The sequence below is a fragment of the Sphingobium sp. GW821-FHT02B05 genome, from assembly GCF_059421905.1.
Genome location: NZ_JBWKVW010000001.1, coordinates 544,600 through 567,012 on the forward strand (window position 1 = coordinate 544,600; position 22,413 = coordinate 567,012).

The 22,413-nt window shown below is 62.1% G+C and carries 22 protein-coding genes; 9 read left to right on the top strand and 13 right to left on the bottom strand.

Annotated features, from left to right (window positions below):
- Positions 1-64: 64 nt before the first annotated feature.
- From rpoD to AC07UX_RS02830, 4 genes are read right to left on the bottom strand one after another with little or no spacing between them, the layout of a single operon-like run.
- The gene (rpoD, locus tag AC07UX_RS02815; RefSeq protein WP_495190489.1) at positions 65-2,110 is read right to left on the bottom strand and encodes an RNA polymerase sigma factor RpoD; all 2,046 of its coding nucleotides are present in this window, start codon (positions 2,108-2,110) and stop codon (positions 65-67) included.
- A gap of 44 nt (positions 2,111-2,154) precedes the next feature.
- On the bottom strand, positions 2,155-4,074 hold the full coding sequence (dnaG, locus tag AC07UX_RS02820) for a DNA primase (protein ID WP_495190490.1): 1,920 nt from the start codon (positions 4,072-4,074) through the stop codon (positions 2,155-2,157).
- On the bottom strand, positions 4,071-4,484 hold the full coding sequence (locus tag AC07UX_RS02825) for an endonuclease domain-containing protein (protein ID WP_495190491.1): 414 nt from the start codon (positions 4,482-4,484) through the stop codon (positions 4,071-4,073). The genes dnaG and AC07UX_RS02825 overlap by 4 nt, the downstream gene beginning before the upstream one ends.
- A gap of 59 nt (positions 4,485-4,543) precedes the next feature.
- Positions 4,544-4,996, bottom strand: coding sequence for a GatB/YqeY domain-containing protein (locus AC07UX_RS02830; protein WP_495190492.1), 453 nt, complete (start codon positions 4,994-4,996; stop codon positions 4,544-4,546).
- A gap of 155 nt (positions 4,997-5,151) precedes the next feature.
- Between AC07UX_RS02830 and carA the strand changes: the two genes are divergently transcribed.
- Both carA and AC07UX_RS02840 read left to right on the top strand, forming a co-directional pair.
- Complete coding sequence (carA, locus tag AC07UX_RS02835) at positions 5,152-6,330, top strand: glutamine-hydrolyzing carbamoyl-phosphate synthase small subunit (protein WP_495190493.1); 1,179 nt, start codon at positions 5,152-5,154, stop codon at positions 6,328-6,330.
- Complete coding sequence (locus AC07UX_RS02840; protein ID WP_495190494.1) at positions 6,327-6,695, top strand: ribonuclease E inhibitor RraB; 369 nt, start codon at positions 6,327-6,329, stop codon at positions 6,693-6,695. The genes carA and AC07UX_RS02840 overlap by 4 nt, the downstream gene beginning before the upstream one ends.
- Positions 6,696-6,843: 148 nt before the next feature.
- Here the strand turns inward: AC07UX_RS02840 and AC07UX_RS02845 are convergent, their stop codons facing one another.
- Positions 6,844-7,185: an endonuclease domain-containing protein gene (locus AC07UX_RS02845; RefSeq protein WP_495190495.1), complete on the bottom strand. Its 342-nt coding sequence runs from the start codon at positions 7,183-7,185 to the stop codon at positions 6,844-6,846.
- Between the two features lie 76 nt (positions 7,186-7,261).
- On the opposite strand from AC07UX_RS02845, the gene carB reads away from it, so the two are divergent.
- The 3 genes from carB (at position 7,262) to AC07UX_RS02860 (ending at position 11,819) form a co-directional block, all read left to right on the top strand.
- Complete coding sequence (carB, locus tag AC07UX_RS02850; protein WP_495190496.1) at positions 7,262-10,597, top strand: carbamoyl-phosphate synthase large subunit; 3,336 nt, start codon at positions 7,262-7,264, stop codon at positions 10,595-10,597.
- Positions 10,598-10,680: 83 nt separating this feature from the next.
- Positions 10,681-11,157: a transcription elongation factor GreA gene (greA, locus tag AC07UX_RS02855; RefSeq protein WP_495190497.1), complete on the top strand. Its 477-nt coding sequence runs from the start codon at positions 10,681-10,683 to the stop codon at positions 11,155-11,157.
- A gap of 2 nt (positions 11,158-11,159) precedes the next feature.
- The gene (locus tag AC07UX_RS02860; protein WP_495190498.1) at positions 11,160-11,819 is read left to right on the top strand and encodes a rhomboid family intramembrane serine protease; all 660 of its coding nucleotides are present in this window, start codon (positions 11,160-11,162) and stop codon (positions 11,817-11,819) included.
- A 119-nt stretch (positions 11,820-11,938) separates the two neighbouring features.
- On the opposite strand, the gene AC07UX_RS02865 is transcribed toward AC07UX_RS02860, so the two are convergent.
- The 5 genes from AC07UX_RS02865 to AC07UX_RS02885 form a co-directional block, all read right to left on the bottom strand.
- Positions 11,939-12,160, bottom strand: coding sequence for a DUF4170 domain-containing protein (locus tag AC07UX_RS02865; RefSeq protein ID WP_120249682.1), 222 nt, complete (start codon positions 12,158-12,160; stop codon positions 11,939-11,941).
- Positions 12,161-12,265: 105 nt separating this feature from the next.
- Positions 12,266-12,895 carry a hypothetical protein gene (locus tag AC07UX_RS02870; RefSeq protein WP_495190499.1) on the bottom strand — a complete coding sequence of 210 codons (630 nt, stop codon included), beginning with the start codon at positions 12,893-12,895 and terminating at the stop codon, positions 12,266-12,268.
- Entirely contained in the window at positions 12,888-13,211 is a 324-nt protein-coding gene (locus AC07UX_RS02875) for a hypothetical protein (protein ID WP_495190500.1), read from the bottom strand. Before AC07UX_RS02875 ends, AC07UX_RS02870 begins: the two co-directional genes overlap by 8 nt.
- Positions 13,208-13,612, bottom strand: a complete 405-nt coding sequence (locus tag AC07UX_RS02880; RefSeq protein ID WP_495190501.1) for a hypothetical protein — start codon at positions 13,610-13,612, stop codon at positions 13,208-13,210. Before AC07UX_RS02880 ends, AC07UX_RS02875 begins: the two co-directional genes overlap by 4 nt.
- Positions 13,613-13,675: 63 nt before the next feature.
- A complete protein-coding gene (locus tag AC07UX_RS02885) occupies positions 13,676-14,305 on the bottom strand; it encodes a hypothetical protein (RefSeq protein WP_495190502.1) in 630 nt (209 codons plus the stop codon).
- A 229-nt stretch (positions 14,306-14,534) separates the two neighbouring features.
- Here AC07UX_RS02885 and eno point away from each other — a divergent pair, with 229 nt between their 5' ends.
- The 4 genes from eno to AC07UX_RS02905 all read left to right on the top strand — a co-directional run bounded on the left by eno (position 14,535) and on the right by AC07UX_RS02905 (position 18,922).
- Positions 14,535-15,809 (top strand): phosphopyruvate hydratase, encoded by a 1,275-nt coding sequence (eno, locus tag AC07UX_RS02890; protein WP_495190503.1) that lies wholly within the window; start codon positions 14,535-14,537, stop codon positions 15,807-15,809.
- Positions 15,810-15,888: 79 nt separating this feature from the next.
- The gene (locus AC07UX_RS02895) at positions 15,889-16,200 is read left to right on the top strand and encodes an FtsB family cell division protein (RefSeq protein ID WP_120249688.1); all 312 of its coding nucleotides are present in this window, start codon (positions 15,889-15,891) and stop codon (positions 16,198-16,200) included.
- A gap of 242 nt (positions 16,201-16,442) precedes the next feature.
- Positions 16,443-17,522 (top strand): pyruvate dehydrogenase (acetyl-transferring) E1 component subunit alpha, encoded by a 1,080-nt coding sequence (pdhA, locus tag AC07UX_RS02900; RefSeq protein ID WP_495190504.1) that lies wholly within the window; start codon positions 16,443-16,445, stop codon positions 17,520-17,522.
- Positions 17,522-18,922, top strand: coding sequence for a pyruvate dehydrogenase complex E1 component subunit beta (locus tag AC07UX_RS02905; protein ID WP_495190505.1), 1,401 nt, complete (start codon positions 17,522-17,524; stop codon positions 18,920-18,922). Before pdhA ends, AC07UX_RS02905 begins: the two co-directional genes overlap by 1 nt.
- Before the next feature lie 85 nt (positions 18,923-19,007).
- On the opposite strand, the gene AC07UX_RS02910 is transcribed toward AC07UX_RS02905, so the two are convergent.
- Genes AC07UX_RS02910 through AC07UX_RS02920 form a run of 3 tightly spaced genes read right to left on the bottom strand, consistent with a single transcriptional unit; the run spans position 19,008 to position 22,266 of the window.
- Positions 19,008-19,640 (bottom strand): TadE/TadG family type IV pilus assembly protein, encoded by a 633-nt coding sequence (locus AC07UX_RS02910; RefSeq protein ID WP_495190506.1) that lies wholly within the window; start codon positions 19,638-19,640, stop codon positions 19,008-19,010.
- A gap of 29 nt (positions 19,641-19,669) precedes the next feature.
- Complete coding sequence (locus AC07UX_RS02915; protein WP_495190507.1) at positions 19,670-20,266, bottom strand: TadE/TadG family type IV pilus assembly protein; 597 nt, start codon at positions 20,264-20,266, stop codon at positions 19,670-19,672.
- Entirely contained in the window at positions 20,263-22,266 is a 2,004-nt protein-coding gene (locus tag AC07UX_RS02920) for a TadE/TadG family type IV pilus assembly protein (RefSeq protein ID WP_495190508.1), read from the bottom strand. The genes AC07UX_RS02915 and AC07UX_RS02920 overlap by 4 nt, the downstream gene beginning before the upstream one ends.
- Between the last annotated feature and the right edge of the window lie 147 nt (positions 22,267-22,413).

The following is a 22,413-nucleotide window of genomic DNA, read 5'->3' on the forward strand; positions in this document are numbered from 1 at the left end:
TGAAGCGTTCCCCGGCCTGCGCCGGGGAACGCTTAGCCGAGGCTCCAATCATTGCTTGGTGGTATTACTGGTCCAGGAAGGACCGCATCTTGCGCGAGCGCGAGGGGTGCTTGAGCTTGCGCAGCGCCTTCGCCTCGATCTGGCGGATGCGTTCGCGGGTCACGCTGAACTGCTGGCCCACTTCTTCCAGCGTATGGTCGGTATTCATGCCGATGCCAAAGCGCATGCGCAGCACGCGCTCCTCACGCGGGGTGAGGCTGGCGAGGACGCGGGTGACCGTTTCCTTCAGGTTCGCCTGAATCGCGGCATCGACCGGGATGATCGCATTCTTGTCCTCGATGAAGTCGCCCAGATGGCTGTCTTCCTCGTCGCCGATCGGCGTTTCGAGGGAGATCGGTTCCTTGGCGATCTTCATCACCTTGCGCACCTTTTCGAGCGGCATCGACAGACGCTCGGCCATTTCTTCCGGCGTCGGTTCGCGGCCCTGCTCGTGCAGGAACTGGCGGCTGGTGCGGACCAGCTTGTTGATCGTTTCGATCATGTGGACCGGAATACGGATGGTCCGCGCCTGATCCGCGATCGAGCGGGTGATCGCCTGCCTGATCCACCAGGTCGCATAGGTGCTGAACTTGTAGCCGCGCCGATATTCGAACTTGTCCACCGCCTTCATCAGGCCGATATTGCCTTCCTGAATAAGGTCGAGGAATTGCAGGCCGCGATTGGTGTATTTCTTCGCGATGGAGATGACGAGGCGCAGGTTGGCCTCCACCATTTCCTTCTTGGCGATGCGCGCTTCACGTTCGCCCTTCTGCACCATGTTCACGATGCGGCGGAATTCGCTCAGGGACATGCCGGTCGCCTGCGCGATTTCGCCCACTTCGTTGCGGATGCGGTCGACGGCGCGGCCTTCGGCAGCGACGAAGGCGGACCATTTCTTGTCCAGTCCGCTCACCTTGTCGAGCCAGCCATCGTCCAGCTCATGGTTCACATAGCGGTCGAGGAAGTCCTTGCGGCTGACCTTGTGCCGTTCGGCCAGACGCAGCATCTGGCCGCCCAGCGCGGTCAGACGGCGGTTGTAGGCATAGAGCTGATCGACAAGATATTCGATCTTCTGCTGGTGGAACTGGACGCTCTCAACCTCAGCCGTCAGCTGTTCGCGCAGGTCGTGATAGGTGTCTTCGGCCTTCTGGCTCAGGCTGTCGCCATTGGCCATGGCGACCATGCGCGCTTCCTGCGAGGCGGAAAATGCGCGGAAGATTTCGGTGATGGTGGCGAACTTCTCAAGCGCCATCGGCTTGAGCGTCTCTTCCATCTGGGCGAGGGAAAGGGTGTTGTCCTCTTCCTCTTCCTCTTCGGCGCGGCGGGCGCGGGGTGCGCCGTCCTCATCCTCGTCGGCGTCGGCGGATTCTTCCTCCGGCTCTTCTTCTTCCTTGAAGCTCGGGCCGGCGGTCTTTTCGCTGATTTCGCCGTCGTCGTCCTCGCTGCCTTCTTCCAGATTTTCCGGGGCAGGATCCTTGGACAGCATGGCGTCGAGATCGAGAATCTCGCGCAGCTGCATTTCGCCGTTGTTAAGCGCGGTCGACCATTCGATGATCGCGTTGAAGGTGGTCGGGCTTTCGCACAGACCCAGGATCATCGTGTCGCGACCAGCCTCGATCCGCTTGGCGATGGCGATTTCGCCTTCACGGCTGAGCAGTTCCACCGCGCCCATTTCGCGCAGGTACATGCGAACGGGATCGTCAGTGCGATCGACCGTTTCCTTCTTCTTTTCGGTTACGAGCTTGGGGCCGTCATCGTCGCTCGATTCATCCTCGGCGTCCTCGGCATCCTCACGCTCGCGCTGTTCGTCGCCGTCTTCGCTGGCTTCCTCATTCTCGACGATATTGACGCCCATCTCGTTGAGGGCGGCCATGATATCCTCGATCTGCTCGGAGGACATCTGGTCCTGCGGCAGAGCGTCGTTCAGCTCGTCATAGGTGATGTAGCCGCGCTTTTTCGCGCGGGCGATCAGCTTCTTGACGGAGGCTTCGTTGAGATCGAGCAGGGGAGCATCGCCGCCTTCCTCTCCATCGCCTGCCCCGCCATTTTTGCTGTTCGCCTTGGTCGCCATGTAATCGCCTTACTTCGTTGCCCGGTTGAGAGGGCTAACATAAATCAAACAATGTCTTCGGACTGCGCAAGTTCCGCTACGCGACGGTCGTGATCGGCCTTCAGCATGCGAATACGCTGCTGTTCAGCGAAATTGGCTTCGCTGAAGTCGCTCTCGAACCGTTTCGTGGCTTCCACCAGTGCCGTTTCCAGCTCCGGTCCCTGCGCCATCACCCGAATGGCTTCCTCCAGATCGCGCGATAGGCGATCAGGGTCGGTTGCCATCCTGTCGGGAGTGAGTGTGAAAGCATCGGCCCGGAGCATCCCCTTGGCCATATTATACAACTCACCTTGCCCCAATATGGTAAGGAGGGCCTGTGTTTCAACTGTTTCTTTACGGAACGACAGGCTGATCATCGCAGCGAGCATCTGCGCCAGCATCGGATCGCCGATTTGCAGGGCCGAAAGCATCTCTCTGTGCGGCGCAATCTGTGCCGGGTGGCGCAGCAGGGCGGCAAGGACGGCGCGCAGCAGGCGCTGTTCCATCCCACTGGCGCCGATCGCCCGGACTTCGGTGCCGGCCGGCGGAATAGGCGCCTTCCAGTTGCCGCGCTTGTCGCGTTGCCAGCGGGCGCCATTGCCGCCACCCCCGCCTCCGCCGCCCTGAAAGCGCTGCTGCGCGGGGGCGGAGTCGCGGCGGGCGAAGAAGCGGGCGTCGTAGCGCTCCCGAAATTCATGGGCGTAATGGGCGCGCACATCGGGATGGGCGATCGCATCCGTTATGGCGCGAAGCCGCTGTTTGAGCGCCGCCTTCTGTTCGGGCGTTTCGAGCGGCATGGCGGAGAGTTCATGGCTCCACAACCGTTCGATCAGCGGTTCGGCAGCGTTCAGCACCGCGTCCATCGCCTGCGGGCCGCTGGCGCGAATCAGGTCGTCGGGGTCTTGCCCCGGCGGCAGGGTGGCAAAGCACAGGCTATGGCCGGGGCGCAGCAGGGGCAGGGCACGGGTGGCGGCGCGCATAGCGGCCTTCTGCCCGGCCGAATCGCCGTCGAAGCAGAGGACGGGGACTTCGACCATCTTCCACAGCCGCTCGATCTGATGTTCGGTGAGCGCCGTGCCGAGCGGGGCGACGGCTTCGCCAAAGCCGGCCTGGGCCAGCGCGATGACGTCCATATAGCCTTCGACCACGATGACGCGGCCGGTCGCGCGGCTGGCAGGGGAGGCGCGGTCGATATTGTAGAGGGTGCGGCCCTTGTCGAACAGCGGCGTGTCGGGCGAATTCAGATATTTGGGCTCGCCCGCGCCCAATATGCGTCCGCCAAAGGCAATGACCCGGCCGCGAATGTCGCGGATGGGGAACATGAGGCGGCCACGGAAACGGTCGTAGCTTTCGCGCTTTTTCCCGGCGCCCTTGCCCTGTTCCAGTGCTTCGGGGTCGATCAGCAGCCCGGCCTCGACCAGCATCGGTTCGCCATAATCCTTGAGCGCGGTCTTGAGGCGTCCGCGTCCGTCCGGCGAGAAGCCGAAGCCGAAGGCGCGGCGGGTGGCGTCGGTCATGCCGCGTTTTTGCAGATAGGCGCGCGCTTCGCCGCCATCGATGCCGGCGAGCTGCTCTTCGAAGAAGGCCTGCGCCGCGGCCATCGCGTCATGCAACCCTCTGGCCGCCTCGGCGCGCTTGGCCGCGCGCGGATCGGCGGCGGGCACGTCCATGCTGGCGGCGGCGGCCAGTTCCTTGACCGCCTCCATGAAGGGGAGGCCGCGCTGGTCCGTCATCCAGCGGATCGCATCGCCATGCGCGCCGCAACCGAAGCAATGGTAGAAGCCCTTCTCGTCGTTGATCGTGAAGCTGGGCGTCTTTTCATTATGGAAGGGGCAGCAGGCCTTATATTCGTGGCCCGCCTTGGTGACCTTGATGGTTTTGCCGATGAGGGTGGAGAGCGACGTACGCGCGCGCAGTTCGTCCAGCCATTGGGGAGTGAGGGTCACGCGCCTTCTTCCCCCTCCTGCTTGCGGGAGGGGGGCAGGGGGGTGGGCTCAACCGGGCCACCCAAAGCTGCCCTGACGATAGTTTCCAACACGCCCTCTAGATTCTCAGTGAGATCATTATTCCAGAAGCGGATCAGCCGGTAGCCCTGCGCTGCGATCTTTCTGGTCCGCATGGCGTCATAATCTGCTGCATCGACATGCTGGCTGCCGTCCAATTCGACGACCAGCTTGCGGGAGCGGCACACAAAATCACAGATGAAGCCGGCTATAGGCAGCTGCCGGCTGAATTTAAGGCCTGCGAGTTGGGCGCCTTTCAATCGGCTCCAGAGTAGCCGCTCGGCTTGGGTTGCGTCGTTGCGCAGATTGCGTGCGTCAATGGTCGGGCGCGCAAGTCGATAGGGTGAGCCCACCCCCCGGCCCCCTCCCGCAGGCGGGAGGGGGAGAACAGGTAGCGCTTCCCCGTCCTCACTCACACAAGCGCCGCCTTTACCAGTCCGCTCGCCTTGCTCATGTCGATGACGCTGCCATGGCGTTCCTTCAGCACGGCCATCACGCGGCCCATGTCCTTCACGCTCTGCGCGCCGACTTCCGCCTTGATGCCTTCGATCGCGGCCTTGGTTTCCTCTTCGCTGAGCTGTGCGGGGAGGAAGCTTTCGATCACGTCGAGTTCGGCCTGTTCCTTGGCGGCCAGTTCGTCGCGGCCGCCGCTCTTGAACATGTCGATCGATTCGCGGCGCTGCTTCACCATCTTCTGAAGCACTTCGACCACCACGGCATCGTCATCCGGCACGTTCGCAGCGGTGCGCAATTCGATGTCGCGGTCCTTCAGCTTCGCCAGGATCAGGCGCACGGCAGCCAGGCGTTCCTTGTCGCCGGCCTTCATGGCGGTGACCTGGGCGCTCTTGATGGTGTCGCGAATCATGGGCGAATATATCCTGTCTCTTGCGGAAAGGAGCAGATATAGCGGCAAAAGAGATTTTTAACAGACGTTGACCTCACGCCGTTGGGGGCATAGGTGACCGGCCGTTTAACCCGCACCAGACGGGTTCTTAGCAAAAGCATAAAGGACCGCAGACCATGGCAGACGCCAAAACCCTTATTGTGCCCAAAGGAGCGACAGGGGTCGTGGTTTTTGCCGATGGCAGCGCCGTGTTCGGCCGCGGCTTTGGTGCGGTCGGCGATGCGGTGGGTGAACTGTGCTTCAACACCTCCATCACCGGCTATCAGGAGATCATGACCGATCCCAGCTATGCCGGGCAGATCGTCAATTTCACCTTTCCCCATATCGGCAATGTCGGCACCAACCTGGACGATGTGGAGGCATTGCACCCCCATGCGCTGGGCTGTATCGTGCGGCAGGACGTCACCGCGCCCAGCAATTTCCGCAATGTCGAACCGTTCGACCAGTGGATGAAGGAGCAGGGGCGCATCGGTCTGGCCGGCGTGGATACCCGCGCGCTGACCCGCCTCATCCGTATCAAGGGCGCGCCAAATGTCGTGATCGCCCATGATCCGGAAGGCAATTTCGATATCGAAGCGCTGAGCGCGAAGGCTGCAAGCTGGCCGGGGCTGGAGGGCATGGACCTTGCCATCGAAGTCACGGGCAAGGAAAGCCGCCTGTGGAAGGACGGCGTTTGGAAGCTGGGCTTTGGCTATGGCCTGAACGAGGCCGGTGATGAGCGCCCCCATGTCGTCGCGATCGATTATGGCGCGAAGAACAACATCTTCCGCAATCTGGTGCAGGCCGGCGCGCGCGTGACCGTGCTGCCCGCGACGGCGACCTATGAAGAAGTGATCGAGCAAAAGCCCGATGGCGTGTTCCTGTCCAACGGTCCGGGCGATCCGGCCGCGACCGGCGCCTATGCCGTGCCGGTGATCGCGGCTCTGCTGACCGACAATGTGCCGATCTTCGGCATCTGCCTTGGCCATCAGCTGCTGGGTCTGGCGGTGGGCGCCAAGACGATCAAGATGCATCAGGGCCATCGCGGCGCGAACCATCCGGTCAAGCGGCTGTCGGACGGGCTGGTCGAGATTACGTCGATGAACCATGGCTTTGCGGTCGATGTCGACACGCTGCCCGCCAATGCGCGATCGACCCATGTGTCGCTGTTCGACGGCAGCAATTGCGGCATCGAATTGACCGACAAGAACGCCTTTTCGGTGCAATATCATCCTGAAGCCTCGCCGGGGCCGCAGGACAGTTTCTACCTGTTCAAGCGGTTCGTGGACGGCATCAAGAAGCCGGTCGCGGCGTGAGCCAGAACCTGCCCCCCGTCGACGAAGCGCGTCTTGCCGCCGAGTGGGAGGCGGACAAGGACGTTCTTGCCAACCTGAAGCGCAATGGCGACGTGGCGCGCATCGCGCGGCCCGTGGACGTCAGCTTCCGGGGCAGCGAGAAGGACTTCGAGCGCGTCCTCGTCATCGCCAGCCAGTTCGGCTTCGTCGAACTGGACCGCGAGGAAGATGAGGAAGGCGACCTGTTCCTGTTCCTGGAATGTGTGCAGCCGGTCGATGAAGCGTCGATCCGCGCCCTGACAAAGAAATGCCTCCAGATCGAAATCCTCTGCGGCGTCGAATATGACGGCTGGGGCTGCGAGGCGCAGGCGGGGGGCGTGCATTGAGTTCGTGTCGCTTTTCTTCTCCCTCTCCCCTGAGGGGAGAGGGTCGGGGTGAGGGGGATCTGCGCTGATGGAATATGCAGTCGCCACGCTACACCCTCATCCAACTTCGCCTAGCCAGCACGCTGGCAAGGCTTCGTATCCTTCTCCCTCAAGGGAGAAGGTTTCTGGCGAGATTCAGTTCGGACCGGATCGTTTCCAGGACGCCTTCCATATTAGACAAGACGTCGTGGTTCCAGAAGCGGATCAAATGATAGCCATGGGCTTCGATGAGCGCTGTGCGCGCGGCGTCAGTTTCGCTGGTCGCGTGCTGTCCGCCATCCAGTTCAACGACAAGTTTCGCGCTTCGGCAGGCGAAATCGACCACATGCGGGCCGATGGGGAATTGCCGGACGAATTTAACGCCGACGATCTGACTGCCGCGCAATCGCGCCCAGAGACATTTTTCCGCTTCGGTCAGTTCGCCGCGCAGCTTTCGCGCGATGCTGGTCAAACGCTTTTCCGCCACCGTTTCATACCCTCACCCAACCCTCTCCCCCATGGGAGAGGGCTTTGGAGCGTCACAGTCAATGCCTAAAAGAACCGACATCTCCTCCATCCTCATCATCGGCGCTGGTCCGATCATCATCGGCCAGGCGTGCGAGTTCGATTATTCGGGCACGCAGGCGGTCAAGGCGCTCAAGGAAGAGGGCTATCGCATCATCCTGGTGAATTCCAACCCGGCCACGATCATGACCGACCCGGAATTTGCCGACGCCACCTATGTCGAGCCGATCACGCCGGAAATCGTGGCGAAGATCATCGAGAAGGAGCGGCCGGACGCGGTGCTGCCGACGATGGGCGGGCAGACGGCGCTGAACACGGCACTGGCGCTCTACAATGACGGTACGCTGGAAAAGTTCGGCGTCCAGATGATCGGTGCGGACGCAGAGGCGATCGACAAGGCGGAGGACCGGATCAAGTTCCGCGACGCCATGGACAAGATCGGGCTGGAAAGCGCCCGCTCTCGCATCGCGCATACGATGGATGAGGCGCTGGAGGCGCTGGAGTTTACCGGTCTTCCCTCGATCATCCGGCCCAGCTTCACCATGGGCGGCACCGGCGGCGGCATCGCCTATAATCGCGAAGAGTTCGTCAACATCGTGCGTGGCGGGCTGGATGCGTCGCCGACGACAGAGGTGCTGATCGAGGAATCGCTGATCGGCTGGAAAGAATATGAGATGGAAGTCGTGCGGGATCGCAACGACAATTGCATCATCATCTGTTCGATCGAGAATGTCGATCCGATGGGCGTCCATACGGGCGACAGCATCACCGTCGCGCCGGCGCTGACGCTGACCGACAAGGAATATCAGATCATGCGCAACGCGAGCATCGCGGTGCTGCGTGAAATCGGCGTGGAAACCGGCGGTTCCAACGTGCAGTTCTCGGTCAATCCGAAGGACGGCCGCCTGATCGTGATCGAAATGAACCCGCGCGTGTCGCGCTCGTCCGCGCTGGCGTCCAAGGCGACGGGCTTCCCGATCGCCAAGGTCGCGGCGAAGCTGGCGGTGGGCTATACGCTCGACGAGATTACGAACGACATCACCGGCGCGACCCCGGCATCGTTCGAACCGACGATCGACTATGTCGTGACGAAGATTCCCCGCTTCGCCTTCGAGAAGTTCAAGGGCGCCGAGCCGCTGCTGGGCACCGCGATGAAGTCCGTCGGCGAAGTCATGGCGATCGGCCGCAACATCCATGAATCCATGCAGAAGGCGCTGCGCGGTCTGGAAACGGGCCTGTCGGGCTTCAACAATGTCGATCATCTGGTCGGCGCACCCAAGGACGATATCGTCGCCGCCTTGGCGCAGGCGACGCCGGACCGGCTGCTGGTCGCGGCTCAGGCGCTGCGCGAAGGGCTTTCCGTTCAGGAAATCCATAATATCGCCAAGTTCGACCCCTGGTTCTTGGAGCGGATCAAGGAAATCGTCGATGCCGAAGGCGAAGTGCTGGAAAACGGCCTGCCGCAGGACGCCGATGGCATGCGCCGCCTCAAATCCATGGGCTTTTCCGACAAACGGCTGGCCTATCTGGCGCTCAAGTCGGCGAACCTGCGCGGCATGGAACGCGGCATCGCGCGCGGGTCTGGCCTGATCCACGAGGCGGTCAAGGCGATGACCGGCGGCGTGACCGAGGATGAAGTGCGCAAGCTGCGCCACAAGCTGGGCGTGCGCCCGGTCTTCAAGCGCATCGACACCTGCGCCGCCGAGTTCGAGGCGAAGACGCCCTATATGTACTCCACCTATGAAGCGCCGCTGTTCGGCGAGGCGGAGAATGAGGCGCAGCCCAGCGACCGCAAGAAGGTCGTGATCCTGGGCGGTGGCCCGAACCGGATCGGGCAGGGGATCGAGTTCGATTATTGCTGCGTCCATGCCTGCTTCGCGCTGAGCGAGGTCGGCTATGAGACGATCATGGTCAACTGCAACCCGGAAACCGTGTCGACCGACTATGATACGTCCGACCGCCTCTATTTCGAGCCACTGACGGCCGAAGACGTGCTGGAAATCCTGGCCGTCGAAATGTCGCAGGGGACGCTGGCGGGCGTGCTGGTGCAGTTTGGCGGGCAGACGCCGCTCAAGCTGGCGCAGGCGCTGGAGGATGCGGGCATCCCGATCCTGGGCACATCGCCCGACGCGATCGACCTGGCCGAAGATCGCGAGCGGTTCGCGGCACTGATCGACAAGCTGAAGCTGCGTCAGCCGGCCAACGGCATCGCGCGCAGCCGCGAGGAAGCGATCGCGGTCGCCAATCGCATCGGCTATCCCGTGCTGATGCGCCCCAGCTACGTTCTGGGCGGCCGGGCGATGGAGATCGTCGATGGTCAGGCGCAGCTGGAGGAATATATTACCACGGCGGTCAAGGTATCGGGCGACTCGCCGGTGCTGATCGACCAGTATCTGCGCGACGCGATCGAGGTCGATGTCGATGCGCTGTGCGATGGCGACGATGTGGTCGTGGCCGGCGTGTTGCAGCATATCGAGGAAGCGGGCGTGCATTCGGGTGACAGCGCCTGTTCGCTGCCGCCATACAGCCTGTCGGACGAGATCATCGCGGAAATCGAGCGCCAGACCGAAGTGCTGGCCCACGCCCTGTCGGTGCGCGGCCTGATGAACATCCAGTTCGCGGTCAAGGATGGCACCGTCTATCTGATCGAGGTCAATCCGCGCGCCAGCCGCACCGTGCCCTTCGTCGCCAAGGCGATCGGGACGCCGATCGCCAAGATCGCCAGCCGCGTGATGGCGGGCGAGAAGATCAAGGATCTGCCCAGGATCGACCGCAATGCCATCGACCATGTGGCGGTGAAGGAAGCGGTCTTCCCGTTCAATCGCTTCCCCGGCGTCGATCCGGTCCTCTCGCCGGAAATGAAGAGCACCGGCGAAGTCATGGGGATCGACAGCAATTTCGCGATCGCCTTTGCCAAGGCGCAGATCGGTGCGGGTACCGTGCTGCCGACCAGCGGTACGGTGTTCATTTCGCTCAAGGATAGCGACAAGCCGGTCATCCTGCCCGCCGCGCGCAAGCTGGTGGCCATGGGCTTCAGGCTGATCGCGACCGGCGGCACGGCCGACTATCTGGCCGAACATGGCATCGCGGTGGAGAAGGTGAACAAGGTTGCCGAGGGGCGTCCCCATATCGTGGACAAGATTACCGACGGCGACGTGCAGTTGATCTTCAACACGACCGAAGGCTGGCAGTCCTTGAAGGACAGCAAGGCGATCCGTACCAGCGCCCTGCGCCAGAAGGTGGCAAGCTTCACCACGGCGGCCGCCAGCGTCGCTGCGGCGGATGCGATCGAGGCTTTGCGGGGTCATCCCCTTGAAGTGCGCTCGCTCCAGTCCTATTATCCCCTGTCGCACGCTTGATCCCCTGCACAGGAATGATGCTGCGGGGCGGTTCCTGAAAGAAGGGGCCGCCACAGGGAAGTTTTGACGAAGGATTTTAGGGAATGGCGACCGTCGAGAAGATGCCGATGCTGCAAATGGGCTATGACAAGCTCAACGCGCAGCTCCGCGAATTGAAGGCCGAGCGGCCTTTGATCGTGGACGCCATCGAAGAAGCGCGCGCGCATGGCGATCTGTCGGAAAATGCGGAATATCATGCGGCCAAGGAGCGGCAGGGTCAGGTCGAAGCGACGATCAACGACCTGGAAGACAAGCTGTCGCGGGCGCAGGTGATCGATCCCACCATGCTGTCGGGTGACAAGATCATCTTCGGCGCGACCGTGACGTTGCTGGACGAAGACGACAAGCCGGTGAAATATCAGATCGTCGGTCAGGCCGAGGCGGATGCCAAGCTGGGCAGGATTTCGTACAACAGCCCGCTGGGCCGCGCGCTGATCGGCCGCACCGTCGGCGAAGATGTGGAAGTGTCCGTCCCGTCGGGCGACAAATTCTACCAGGTCGACAAGATCGATTTCATCTGACCGTGAAACTGCCGGCCGGACGATTGACCAACGGGATTGCGGCGATCACTTTCGTCGCGTTCCTGCTGCTGTTTCTGACGGGGCAGGTTGACAATGCCGCGATCATCGGCGGCTTCATTCCCGCACGGCTGGGCGATCCGTCGCTGCTGGACGGCATGGCCGCCGTGCCGGCCTGGCTGACGCCGCTCAGTTGCACGTTCATCCATGCCGGCTGGCTGCATATCGGCTTCAACCTGCTGATGCTGCTGTTTTGCGGGCGGCAGGTGGAGCATGTGCTGGGCTTGGGCGGGACGTTGGCGCTCTATGTCGTGGGGGCCTATGGCGCCTGCCTGGCGCAATGGGCGATCGATCCCGGATCGACCAATCCCATGGTGGGCGCGAGCGGCGCCATTTCCGCGATCATCGCGCCCTATGCGCTGCTCTACAGCCAGCAGCAGGTGCGCGCCTTCGGGCCTTTGTCGGCCAATCTGGTGCGGCTCTTGTGGCTGGCGGCCGGCTGGATTGCCGTACAGCTGATGATCGGCATCGCCAGTGGTGCGGGCATGAACGAATTGGGGAAGATCGCGATCGCCGCGCATATCGGCGGCTTCATCGTGGGGCTGGCGATGACGCGGCCCTTGCTGCGCTGGCGGTTTCGGAAAAAGCCGCGGGCGGTAAACTGAGGCTTTTGGCTTGCTGTTCCCCGGCGAAGGCCGGGGTCCAGATTTACGCTTAACCTGAACCCTTGATGGGAGTCACGTGACTCCCATCGACTTCGCCGGGTAACAGGTGCGCTTTCATATCAGGCGCTCGGCAGCTCCGGTTCGAGCAGACGGTGCAGATGTACGATGACATAGCGCATCTCGGCGTCATCGACCGTACGCTGCGCTGCGCTGCGCCAGGCCTTTTCGGCCGAAGCATAGTCGGGATATACGCCAACCAGGTCGACGGCGGACAGATCCTGAAATTCCAGCGTCTGCGGATTGGTTACGCGGCCGCCCATCACCAGATGCATTTTGCTCATGGTTTTTTATATTCTCCTGTGGCTGATGGCGACGCCTTAGCATCGTCGCCGGCATCAGCCAAGGAGAGGAGCGGCAAGCGTCGATTGCGTTTGCCGCAATCGCGATTAGCTTTTGGGCAATCGTGCCTTGATGGCATCGCTCAAGGCATCGACCTTGGCCACGACCAGGGCTGCCACCTCATCGGCAAGCTTGGATGCCTTGGCCGGCAGGTCGGCGGACGTCACGCTGTCGCGCGCGTCGGCTGCGACGTCACTGGCGGCGTGAAGGGCATTGGCAGCGCTCTTCCTGATGCCGCCTGCGCTATCGGCGGCAACATGGATAGCGCTTGCCGCGCCCTGTTTGACCGTTTCTGCGCCTTCCGCAGCTGCGGCGCGGGCAGCGACGGCAGCCTCCACTACGCGCGATCCGGCGGTGACGGCCAGCCCCGGCAGCGCCTTCATGACGGCGCGGCTCTTGGGGAACATCCAGGCGACGACGGCACCCACGGCGACTGCACCGGCCACTGCGGCGATTGGATGTTCCTGCACGATTTCATTGGCGCGGGTCGCGACGCGGGCGGTGCGATCCCTGGCATCGCCATAGGCTTCGCTGGCCTTGTCGCGACTGGTCTGGATCAGGTCGCCGGCGCTTTCGCGCGCCTTGTCGGTGGTGTCCTTGATCTTGTCCGTCGCATTGAGGGCCGCATCATTGGCGGCCTCGCGAACGCGGGTGATCTGGGCGCGAATGTCAGCCATCGTCATTCTCCGAATTATCTGGGTCTGTGTTCCTGAAACGAACGTACAGCCGCCCGAAAAGTGCCGCCAGCGGGCGACGGAAGAGAAACAGGCCGAAGGCGGTGGCTGCCGCGCCGATTGCGACGGGACGCTGCTGCACTTTGGCGCCGATCTGCGCGATGCTGCCCCGTACGGCCCCGCTGGCCTTGTCCCTGGCATCCTGCTTGAGCCGGGCGGGGGTGACGCGGGCCTTGGCCTCCTGCGCTGTCAGGTTGAGCCGACCCTTTGCGGCCTCTGCCCGTTCGCAAGCGGCGCGATAGCGGCTTTCCAGGTTCATGGCGCGATCGCCTTCTTCATGCGGGTGATGCAACCCTTGGCGGCCAGCAGCAGCAGCAAGGTGACAAGCAATCCGCCGCCCACCACGATCAAAGTGCCCCAGAGCGGCCCGACCAATTGGGCCAAGGCGATGATCAGCCCGATCAGCAGGGCGACGATGCTCGCAAAGGCTAGCATGAGCGCCACCATGGCGAAGATGGCGGCATTGCGCACGCCCGCACCGATGATCCCGGCGCGCAGCTTTTGCTTCTCCGCTTCGGCGGCGGCATAGGCGCGGCCGTCGGCGTAGAGCCGCGCCAGCACCTCTTTCACGCTTTCGTCGCGCGCATGATCTTCGGGCGCGCCGTCGGGCTGCCCATCGGTCGGCAGCGTTGCCGCCGTATCCGCTGGTTCGTCAGTCAATTGGGCCTCCGCCCCGCCTTGCGGGCCTGTGCGTCGGTCGGAATATGCAGATCGTCCGAGGGCTTACGCCTTGTCGTCCGATCCCTTGGCAAGGCGCATCAGCACGAAGCCGACAACGGCCGCCGCACCGATCGCGACTGCCGGGCTTTTCCGCACGAAATCACGCGCTTCGCCGATCAGCTGATCGACATCCTTGGCATCCAGCGAATCCGCTGCGCCCGCGACCGATTCCGCCGCCTGACGGGCATAATCGCCATATTGCGGACCGAGTTTGGAATCGACCGTGCCGGCGGTGTCGGCAATCAGCTTGGCCAGGCTTTGCAGCGTCGTGCCGGTCTTGTCCTTTGCGACGCCAGCGGCGGTCTTTGCGGTCTTGCCGGCCTGTTCCTTGATCGGGTCAATATGGGTTTTCCAATCGACCGCATTGAATTTGTCGGTGGCGACCTTGGCCGCCTTTTCGGCCTGCGCCTTGATCGGCGCGATCTGCGCGGTCCAGCCGTGCGAGGCGGCGCCATTGCCCGGCTTCTTGGCCACAGGCGCCTTGCGAGTGGCAGCCTTCTTGACCGGCGCCGTCTTCACGGCAGGCGAGGAGGGGCTGGCGATCGGCGATTTTGCCGCTTTCGCCTTGGTCGGCTTGGCGACGGGCGTCTTCTTCACGCGCTTGACGGGCGGGGTTTCCGGTGTGTCGGCCATCGTCCTCAGTCTCCCTTTCATAATCACATGGGGCCGGCGAATCCGGCGGGCATCATGGGTCAAATGCCTCGCAGCGGCCTACAGTTCCGTTGCCGTTACATTTTCGACCATCGGCATTTTTTGCGTCTGCGCAAGCCCCCGCATTGCCAATAGGGAAGGCGCTGGCTAAGCGGAGCGCGCATTCAGGGCCGCACGGCCCTCCGCCACGACGCTAAGTGCAGGAGCGATCATGACCGCCATTCTCGATATTCACGCCCGCCAGATCCTCGACAGCCGTGGGAACCCCACCGTCGAAGTCGACGTCATGCTGGAAGATGGCAGCTTCGGCCGCGCCGCCGTGCCGTCGGGCGCATCCACCGGGGCCTATGAAGCGGTCGAAAAGCGCGACGGCGATGCCAGCAAATATCTGGGCAAGGGCGTGCTTCAGGCTGTCGCCGCCGTCAATGACGAGATTGCCGGCGAGCTGATCGGCCTGGACGCCGAGGATCAGGGCGAAGTCGACGCCGCGATGATCGCGCTCGACGGCACGGAAAACAAGTCGCGCCTGGGCGCCAACGCGATCCTGGGCGTATCGCTCGCCGCCGCCAAGGCTGCGGCCGACGCGCGCGGCCTGCCGCTCTATCGCTATGTCGGCGGCGTGCAGTCGCATGTCCTGCCGGTGCCGATGATGAACATCATCAATGGCGGCGAACATGCCGACAATCCGATCGACTTCCAGGAATTCATGATCATGCCGGTCGGTGCCGAGAGCATCGCCGACGCGGTCCGCATCGGTTCGGAAATCTTTCACACGCTCAAAAAAGGTCTGCACGACAAGGGGCTGGCGACCTCGGTTGGTGATGAAGGCGGCTTTGCTCCCAACATCGCATCGACCCGCGATGCGCTCGACTTCATCATGCTGTCGATCGAGAAGGCCGGTTACAAGCCGGGCGACGACGTCGTGCTGGCGCTGGATTGCGCCGCGACGGAATTTTTCAAGAACGGCCGTTACGAAATTACGGGCGAAGGCCTGTCGCTGACGCCGGTCGAAATGGCCGACTATCTGGCCGCACTGACCGCCGATTATCCGATCAAGTCTATCGAAGATGGCATGAGTGAAGATGATTTCGAAGGCTGGAAGGCGCTGACCGACAAGATCGGCAGCAAGGTGCAGCTGGTTGGCGACGACCTGTTCGTCACCAATCCGGCCCGTCTTGCCATGGGCATCGGCAAGGGGCTTGCCAACTCGCTGCTGGTCAAGGTCAACCAGATCGGCACGCTGACCGAAACGCTGGCCGCCGTCGATCTGGCGCATCGTTCGCGTTACACGGCGGTCATGTCGCATCGTTCGGGCGAAACCGAGGATTCGACCATCGCCGACCTCGCCGTCGCCACCAATTGCGGTCAGATCAAGACCGGGTCGCTGGCCCGTTCGGACCGGTTGGCCAAATATAATCAGCTGATCCGTATCGAGGAAGAATTGGGCGACATCGCCGTCTATGCCGGACGCTCGATCTTCCGTTAAAAACGCAAAGAGACTCGGCCGGCCGCAAGCGAAGCATTTTTCGCTTGCGGCCGGCCTTTTCCTGTGATTCTTCTGACTTATGGCGCATATCGCGAAACTTCGTCTCCTCCTGTGGTCGGCTATCGGCCCTGCGATTGCGCTGCTCCTCCTGCTGTTCTTCGCCGGCTATGTCGTGTTGGGGGCCAACGGGGTGCTGGCATGGGGCGATTATTCGCGCCAGTTGCATGTCGCGCAGGCGGAATTGAAGCAGACCCGCCACGCACAGGCCGAATTGCGCAATCGCGTCGACCTGCTCAATCCGCGCCGCGTCGACCCCGACCTGAGCGACGAATTGATCCGTCGCCAGCTGGGCGTGATTCACCATGACGAAGTGGTCGTGCCCCTCAACTGAACGGGCATTGACGTTACGGATGCGTGACGTACGCGAAAGGATTTTGCGTAGATATCCTTCCGTTCGCAATTTTGCTGCGAGCGCGTTTTGCCAGTCTGTGACTGGCGCGTCCAAAGCCATCATTTTTCGGTAATAGCTATTGGTTCTGGCCGGATTCCGGGGGTCCGCAGTTGCAATATATGCAACTCTGTCGCTATATCGCACTTCCTTCCATCCTACCCCCACGCAAAAGGATAATAGCCTTGGCGAAACCAACCACGCCGCGCGCTGCAAGCGCAAAGGCAAAGGCGGCTGCACCCGCCGCTGCCGGTGCGGACCATAACCGGCCGCGCCCGGAAACGCCGACCGATTACAAGGCCAGCAAGGAAGAGCTGCTGGAATTTTATCGGCAGATGGTCCTCATTCGCCGTTTCGAGGAAAAGGCCGGCCAGTTGTACGGTCTGGGTTTCATCGGCGGCTTCTGCCACCTTTATATCGGTCAGGAAGCGGTTGCCGTCGGCATCCAGTCGGCGTTGAAGCCCGGCAAGGACAGCGTCATCACCGGCTATCGCGACCATGGCCACATGCTGGCCTATGGCATCGACCCCAAGCTGATCATGGCCGAACTGACCGGCCGCGAAGCGGGTATCTCGCGCGGCAAGGGCGGTTCGATGCATATGTTCAGTGTCGAACATAAATTCTTTGGCGGCCATGGCATTGTCGGTGCGCAGGTGTCGCTGGGCGCGGGCCTGGGCTTCGCGCACAAATATAATGGCGATGGCGGCGTGTGCGTAGCCTATTTCGGTGACGGCGCGGCCAACCAGGGCCAGGTCTATGAATCGTTCAACATGGCCGAACTGTGGAAGCTGCCGATCATCTTCGTGATCGAGAACAACCAGTACGCCATGGGCACCAGCGTCAACCGCGCATCGTCGGAAGACCAGCTCTATCGCCGTGGCGAAAGCTTCCGCATCCCCGGCCTTCAGGTCGACGGCATGGATGTTCTGGCCGTGCGTGGCGCGACCGAAGAAGCGCTGAAATGGGTGCAGGAGGGCAATGGCCCGATCCTGCTGGAAATGAAGACCTACCGCTATCGCGGTCACTCCATGTCCGACCCGGCCAAGTACCGCTCGCGCGAGGAAGTGCAGGCGATGCGCGACAAGTCCGACCCGATCGAGGGCGTGAAGAAATATCTGATCGAAGCCGGCGTCAGCGAAGATGAGATCAAGGTGATCGATCAGGATATCCGCAAGGTCGTGGCCGAAGCCGCCGACTTCGCCGAAACCTCGCCCGAACCGGAACTGGCTGAACTCTATACCGACGTGTTGGTGGAGCAATATTAATGGGTATCGAAATCAAGATGCCGGCGCTCTCGCCGACGATGGAAGAGGGCACGCTGGCCAAATGGCTGGTGAAGGAAGGCGACGAAGTGAAGTCGGGCGATATCCTGGCGGAAATCGAGACCGACAAGGCGACGATGGAATTCGAAGCCGTCGATGAAGGCCAGATCGGCAAGATCCTGATCGCCGAAGGCAGCGAAGGCGTGAAGGTCGGCACCGTGATCGCCACGATGGCGGGCGAAGGCGGGGAAGAAGCCGCGCCGGCCCCTGAACCCAAAGCCGAAGCACCCAAAGCCGAAGCACCCAAGGCCGAAGCACCCAAGGCTGAGGAAGCCCCCAAGAAGGCCGAAAGCGGCACGTCCAAGCTGGCGTCGGAAGCCCGAGCGACCGTGGCCGACCCGGACCTTCCCGAAGGCACTGAGTTCGTCAAGACGACGGTGCGCGAAGCGCTGCGCGACGCGATGGCCGAAGAAATGCGCAAGGATGAGCGCGTCTTCGTGATGGGTGAGGAAGTCGCCGAATATCAGGGCGCCTACAAGGTGACGCAGGGCCTGCTCGACGAGTTTGGCGACAAGCGCGTCATCGACACGCCGATCACCGAATATGGCTTTGCCGGCATCGGCGCGGGCGCGGCCATGGGCGGCCTGCGCCCGGTCATCGAGTTCATGACGTTCAACTTCGCCATGCAGGCGATCGACCACATCATCAACTCGGCGGCCAAGACCAACTACATGTCCGGTGGCCAGATGCGCTGCCCGATCGTGTTCCGCGGTCCCAATGGCGCGGCCAGCCGCGTCGGCGCGCAGCACAGCCAGAATTACGGTCCCTGGTATGCCGCGGTCCCTGGCCTGATCGTCATCGCGCCCTATGACGCGGCCGACGCCAAGGGCCTGCTGAAGGCCGCGATCCGCTCGACCGACCCGGTCGTGTTCCTGGAGAATGAACTTCTCTACGGTCGCAGCTTCGACGTGCCCAAGGTCGATGATTATGTCCTGCCGATCGGCAAGGCCCGCATCATGCGTCCGGGCAAGGACGTCACGCTGGTTAGCTATTCGATCGGCGTGGGCCTTGCGCTCGACGCGGCTGCGACGCTGGCTGAGGAAGGTATCGACGCCGAAGTGATCGACCTGCGCACGCTGCGCCCGCTCGACACGGCGACGGTGCTGGAAAGCCTCAAGAAGACCAACCGCCTCGTCGTAGTGGAAGAAGGCTGGCCGACCTGCTCGATCGCGTCGGAAATCGCCGCCGTGGTCATGGAGCAGGGCTTCGACGATCTGGATGCCCCGGTCCTGCGCGTCACCAACGAAGACGTGCCGCTGCCTTATGCCGCCAACCTTGAAAAGCTGGCGCTGATCGACGCGGCTCGCGTGGTCGCGGCGGCCAAGAAGGTCTGCTACAAGTAAGACCGGCTATCGGTAGAAACAGGAAAGGGCGGCTCGTAAGGGCCGCCCTTTTTTCATGCCCGGAATGGTGCGCTTCGGCGAGCCGTCAGGTGCACACCGCCTGCGCGCTGGTTGGCAAACTGCCGGCATTCTTCATATCCTGATCGGTCCGTTCCCGCACGTTGAAGGCGCTGGTGTAACGGATGACCTTGCTGCCGAAGATCGTGTCGCTGACCATAGGCTGGTATTTATAAGCGACTTCGACGAACATGACGGCGGTGCCGCTGGACGGGGCGACCTTGGTTGCCGCCGTAGTGCCCGGCCCCATGCCGTCCTTCATCGACGCATCATTCGCCCCGTTGCCCGCCACGCCATAGCTGGACGTGAAGTTGCCACTGCCCCAGCAGCGCTGCCACCGGATATAATTGCCAGCGCTGCTGCCGGTCTTTCCGTTGGGTTCCAGATCGGACAGGAAGATGCGCCCGTTCGCCTTCAGTTTTAGGGAGTCGGTGGACAGGTCGGCCCCGGTCATGATTTCATTGACGTCGGCTTCGTCGATCGAGGTGCGGACGCGCGCGGCATTGTCGGCGACGAGCATCGCGACCTGGCTGACGCGCAAATGCGCCATCGCCAGATTGGCACATTCCAGACCGGTCAGGCCCAGAATGAGCAGCACGGGCAGCGCAAAAGCGAACTCGATCATGGCCAGCCCGCGATCGTCGCGGTGCAGGCGGCGCATAAAGGCGGGCAAATCGGGTCTCCGCATCGTCAGCTGCACTTTATCGCCGGGGTGGTCTGGTTCGCCCATGGCTGGTTGCGCACCATCGTGGATGCGGTGGCAGTCTGCGTCTCGCTCCAGCCCAGCAATTTGGCCAGCGGGAACAGGCGTGGCAGGGATACCGTCACTTCATAATAGACGATATCGTCCGCGCCACCCAGGCCGCTGGCGCCGCTGTTCGAATCGTAGGCGCCATTGCCATTGGCATCTTCATAGCAGTCGCCGACATTATAGCTGCCCAGCGGGGCGGTATCGGTCGTGATCTTCTCCGGCTTTCCGACGCGGGAAAAGTTGTAATAGCTTTTCTTGGTAGTCGACGTCGTGCCGTTCTTCGTGTTGATCGTCGCCATCTGCGCTTCGATATAGGCGTCGATCTGGGTACTGTTGAGCGTACCCACCGACGCCGCCCGCGCCGCCTTTTCCAATGCGCCGCGCGTCACGGCGCGCAGATAGGATTGATAGCCCAGGTCGCCGATCGCCATGATCGTCAGGATCAGCGGCCCGGCGACCAGCCCGAATTCCACCAGCGTCGCGCCGCGCGCATTGCGGCGCATGCGGCTGATGAAGCGTGCGAGACGTCCGATCATTGCGACAGCCTCAACCCGCCGATATTCTTGGCGATATCCTTGAACTTCTGGCTGAGCGCCGAGGCGGTATAGGCCATCGTCCAGTGGTTGGACGATGTGGCGCAACCTTGCAGCGGAGCCTGGATGTCGCCTTCCGACTGGTTGCGGAAACCGATCACCCAGACGGTGATGCCCATGCCCTTGATCGAATTGCACAACATCGTCAGTCGGTTGTTGTGGATCGCTGTCAACGATGTGTCGCCCGTATTGGTCGCGGCGATGCGGCCGTCCAGCAGCTGATAGCCATAGGCGCCATAGACGCTTTGATAGGCGCTCATGTCGCCATCAGTCATGAATACGATATGCCGTGAAATATTGAACCCGTTTGGTGCGTTCGCATTGTCGCCTGCGAAAATGCCACTGGGGGAAAGGAAGCGCGCACCCCAGAGCATGCCGATGTCGTGATAGGTACCGCCAACCGCAATCAGCCCGTCGACATAACTGTTGAAGCTGCTGCTCTGGCCGGTGGGCGTCGATGTCCGGTTACTATAGCTGGCAAGCTTGCGTGCCTGGGACGGGCAGGCATTCCACCCGCCGTCAATCCGGGATTGCGAGTTGAGATAGCTACCTAGTCGAGTAAATTCGACCTGTGGCCAATGAGGACGCCATTTGGTATCAGTATCGTTAGGTAGTTCATCTATGTTAAGGTCATGAGCATCCGATGGGATTGAGGATGTCGAAGACGTCGCTGTAATCGAGTTATTTGTCTTGCGTTCCTCTATACAGCCTGCCCACGTCGTCGTGGCCGGTACGGCGTTGCCTTCAGCATCATTAGGCACGCTGCTGTTATAAGCGGGATTAGCGATAGCGTTGCCGGTGATGAAACCAGATACGTCGAGGGGGTATTGCCCATATTCCCAGCTATATTGAGGAGTACGGGTCGTCGAGTCGGTTTTTGTTTCGGTGTAATTTGTATAGGTTCGATACTGGATCGTGCAGCTGCTGGGAGTGCCCGGCACCCATGTCCACCAATTCCAGTAGCCTGCGGTTGCGGCGGTATAGGACGCCCTGTATTCGCGGCCATTCGTCACGCGCGTGGTGGTCGATGAATTGGTGATCGTGCCGTTGGAAGCGGTGTTGCTGGACGTCGTAGGTCCGGATGTATTAGTCGTCAGCGTGTTAGCCGGTGCGGTGCAGCTCGACGCAGTGCCGCCGGATGTGGTGCTTTGCGTAGTCCAGCCCGAAACGTTGCCTGAACTATAGACCCAGCTACCGGTCTGGCTGGAATCGGTATAGGTGGTGATGAGGCGCCGGGTTTGATAATTCCATGTCTCGCCGCTAGCCCCACCGACGAGATAATTTGACGGCAACTGATAACCAACATTGACGGTCGAACTATAGGGCATGAAGCCATATCGGATGCGGCCGGTGGTGTCCGACCCCGCACCCAACGTGTCGTAGAAATCCTTCACTGCCTGCTTGAGCGCCGCCAGACGGGTCGTGGTGCCGCCATTACCGTCCGAGATGGAATAGGCCATGGACCCGGTGGTATCCAGCACCATCATCACATCGGTATTGCCGATGTCGAACCGGCTTTCGCAGGTCACGCTGAGCGGTAGGGTGGTATAGCCGAAAATCTTCATCAGCGTGGTCGGGATGGTCGATTCCGCCGTCACCTGGACAGTGGTCGTCTCGCCCGGCTTGCTTCGAATGACCGGTTCGAAACCGGAGGTCTGGAACGTACCCTGAGGGAAGTTGAAGTCGAAGAATTTCCGGGCCTCGGTGATGTTGGCGGCGGTCATGGACGATCCGGTCATGGCGCGACGGCCTGCCAGCGCGGCGGAGTCGCAGGCCTGCTGCATGCGGGCGCGGGCCATATAGGCGCGGCTCATGTCCAGGCCGCCGCCGATCAGCGCGGCCAGCGGAATGATTGCTGCGGCGACCATCGCCATGACGTTGCCGGACTGGTTGCCCGCCAGCCGCCGTAGAAAACCAATAGGTTGTTCGTTTACCTTGCCCATTCGCCTGCAATCACCCATGTCGCGCCTCATACCCCCCACATCCGGGCCGGGCAGCCTGTCCGCCTATGCGGGCGCACTCGTTAGAATGTGTATGAGGAAGATGGTTAAAGGACCGATAACTTGGCGAACGCCCTGCATTGCGGGAGT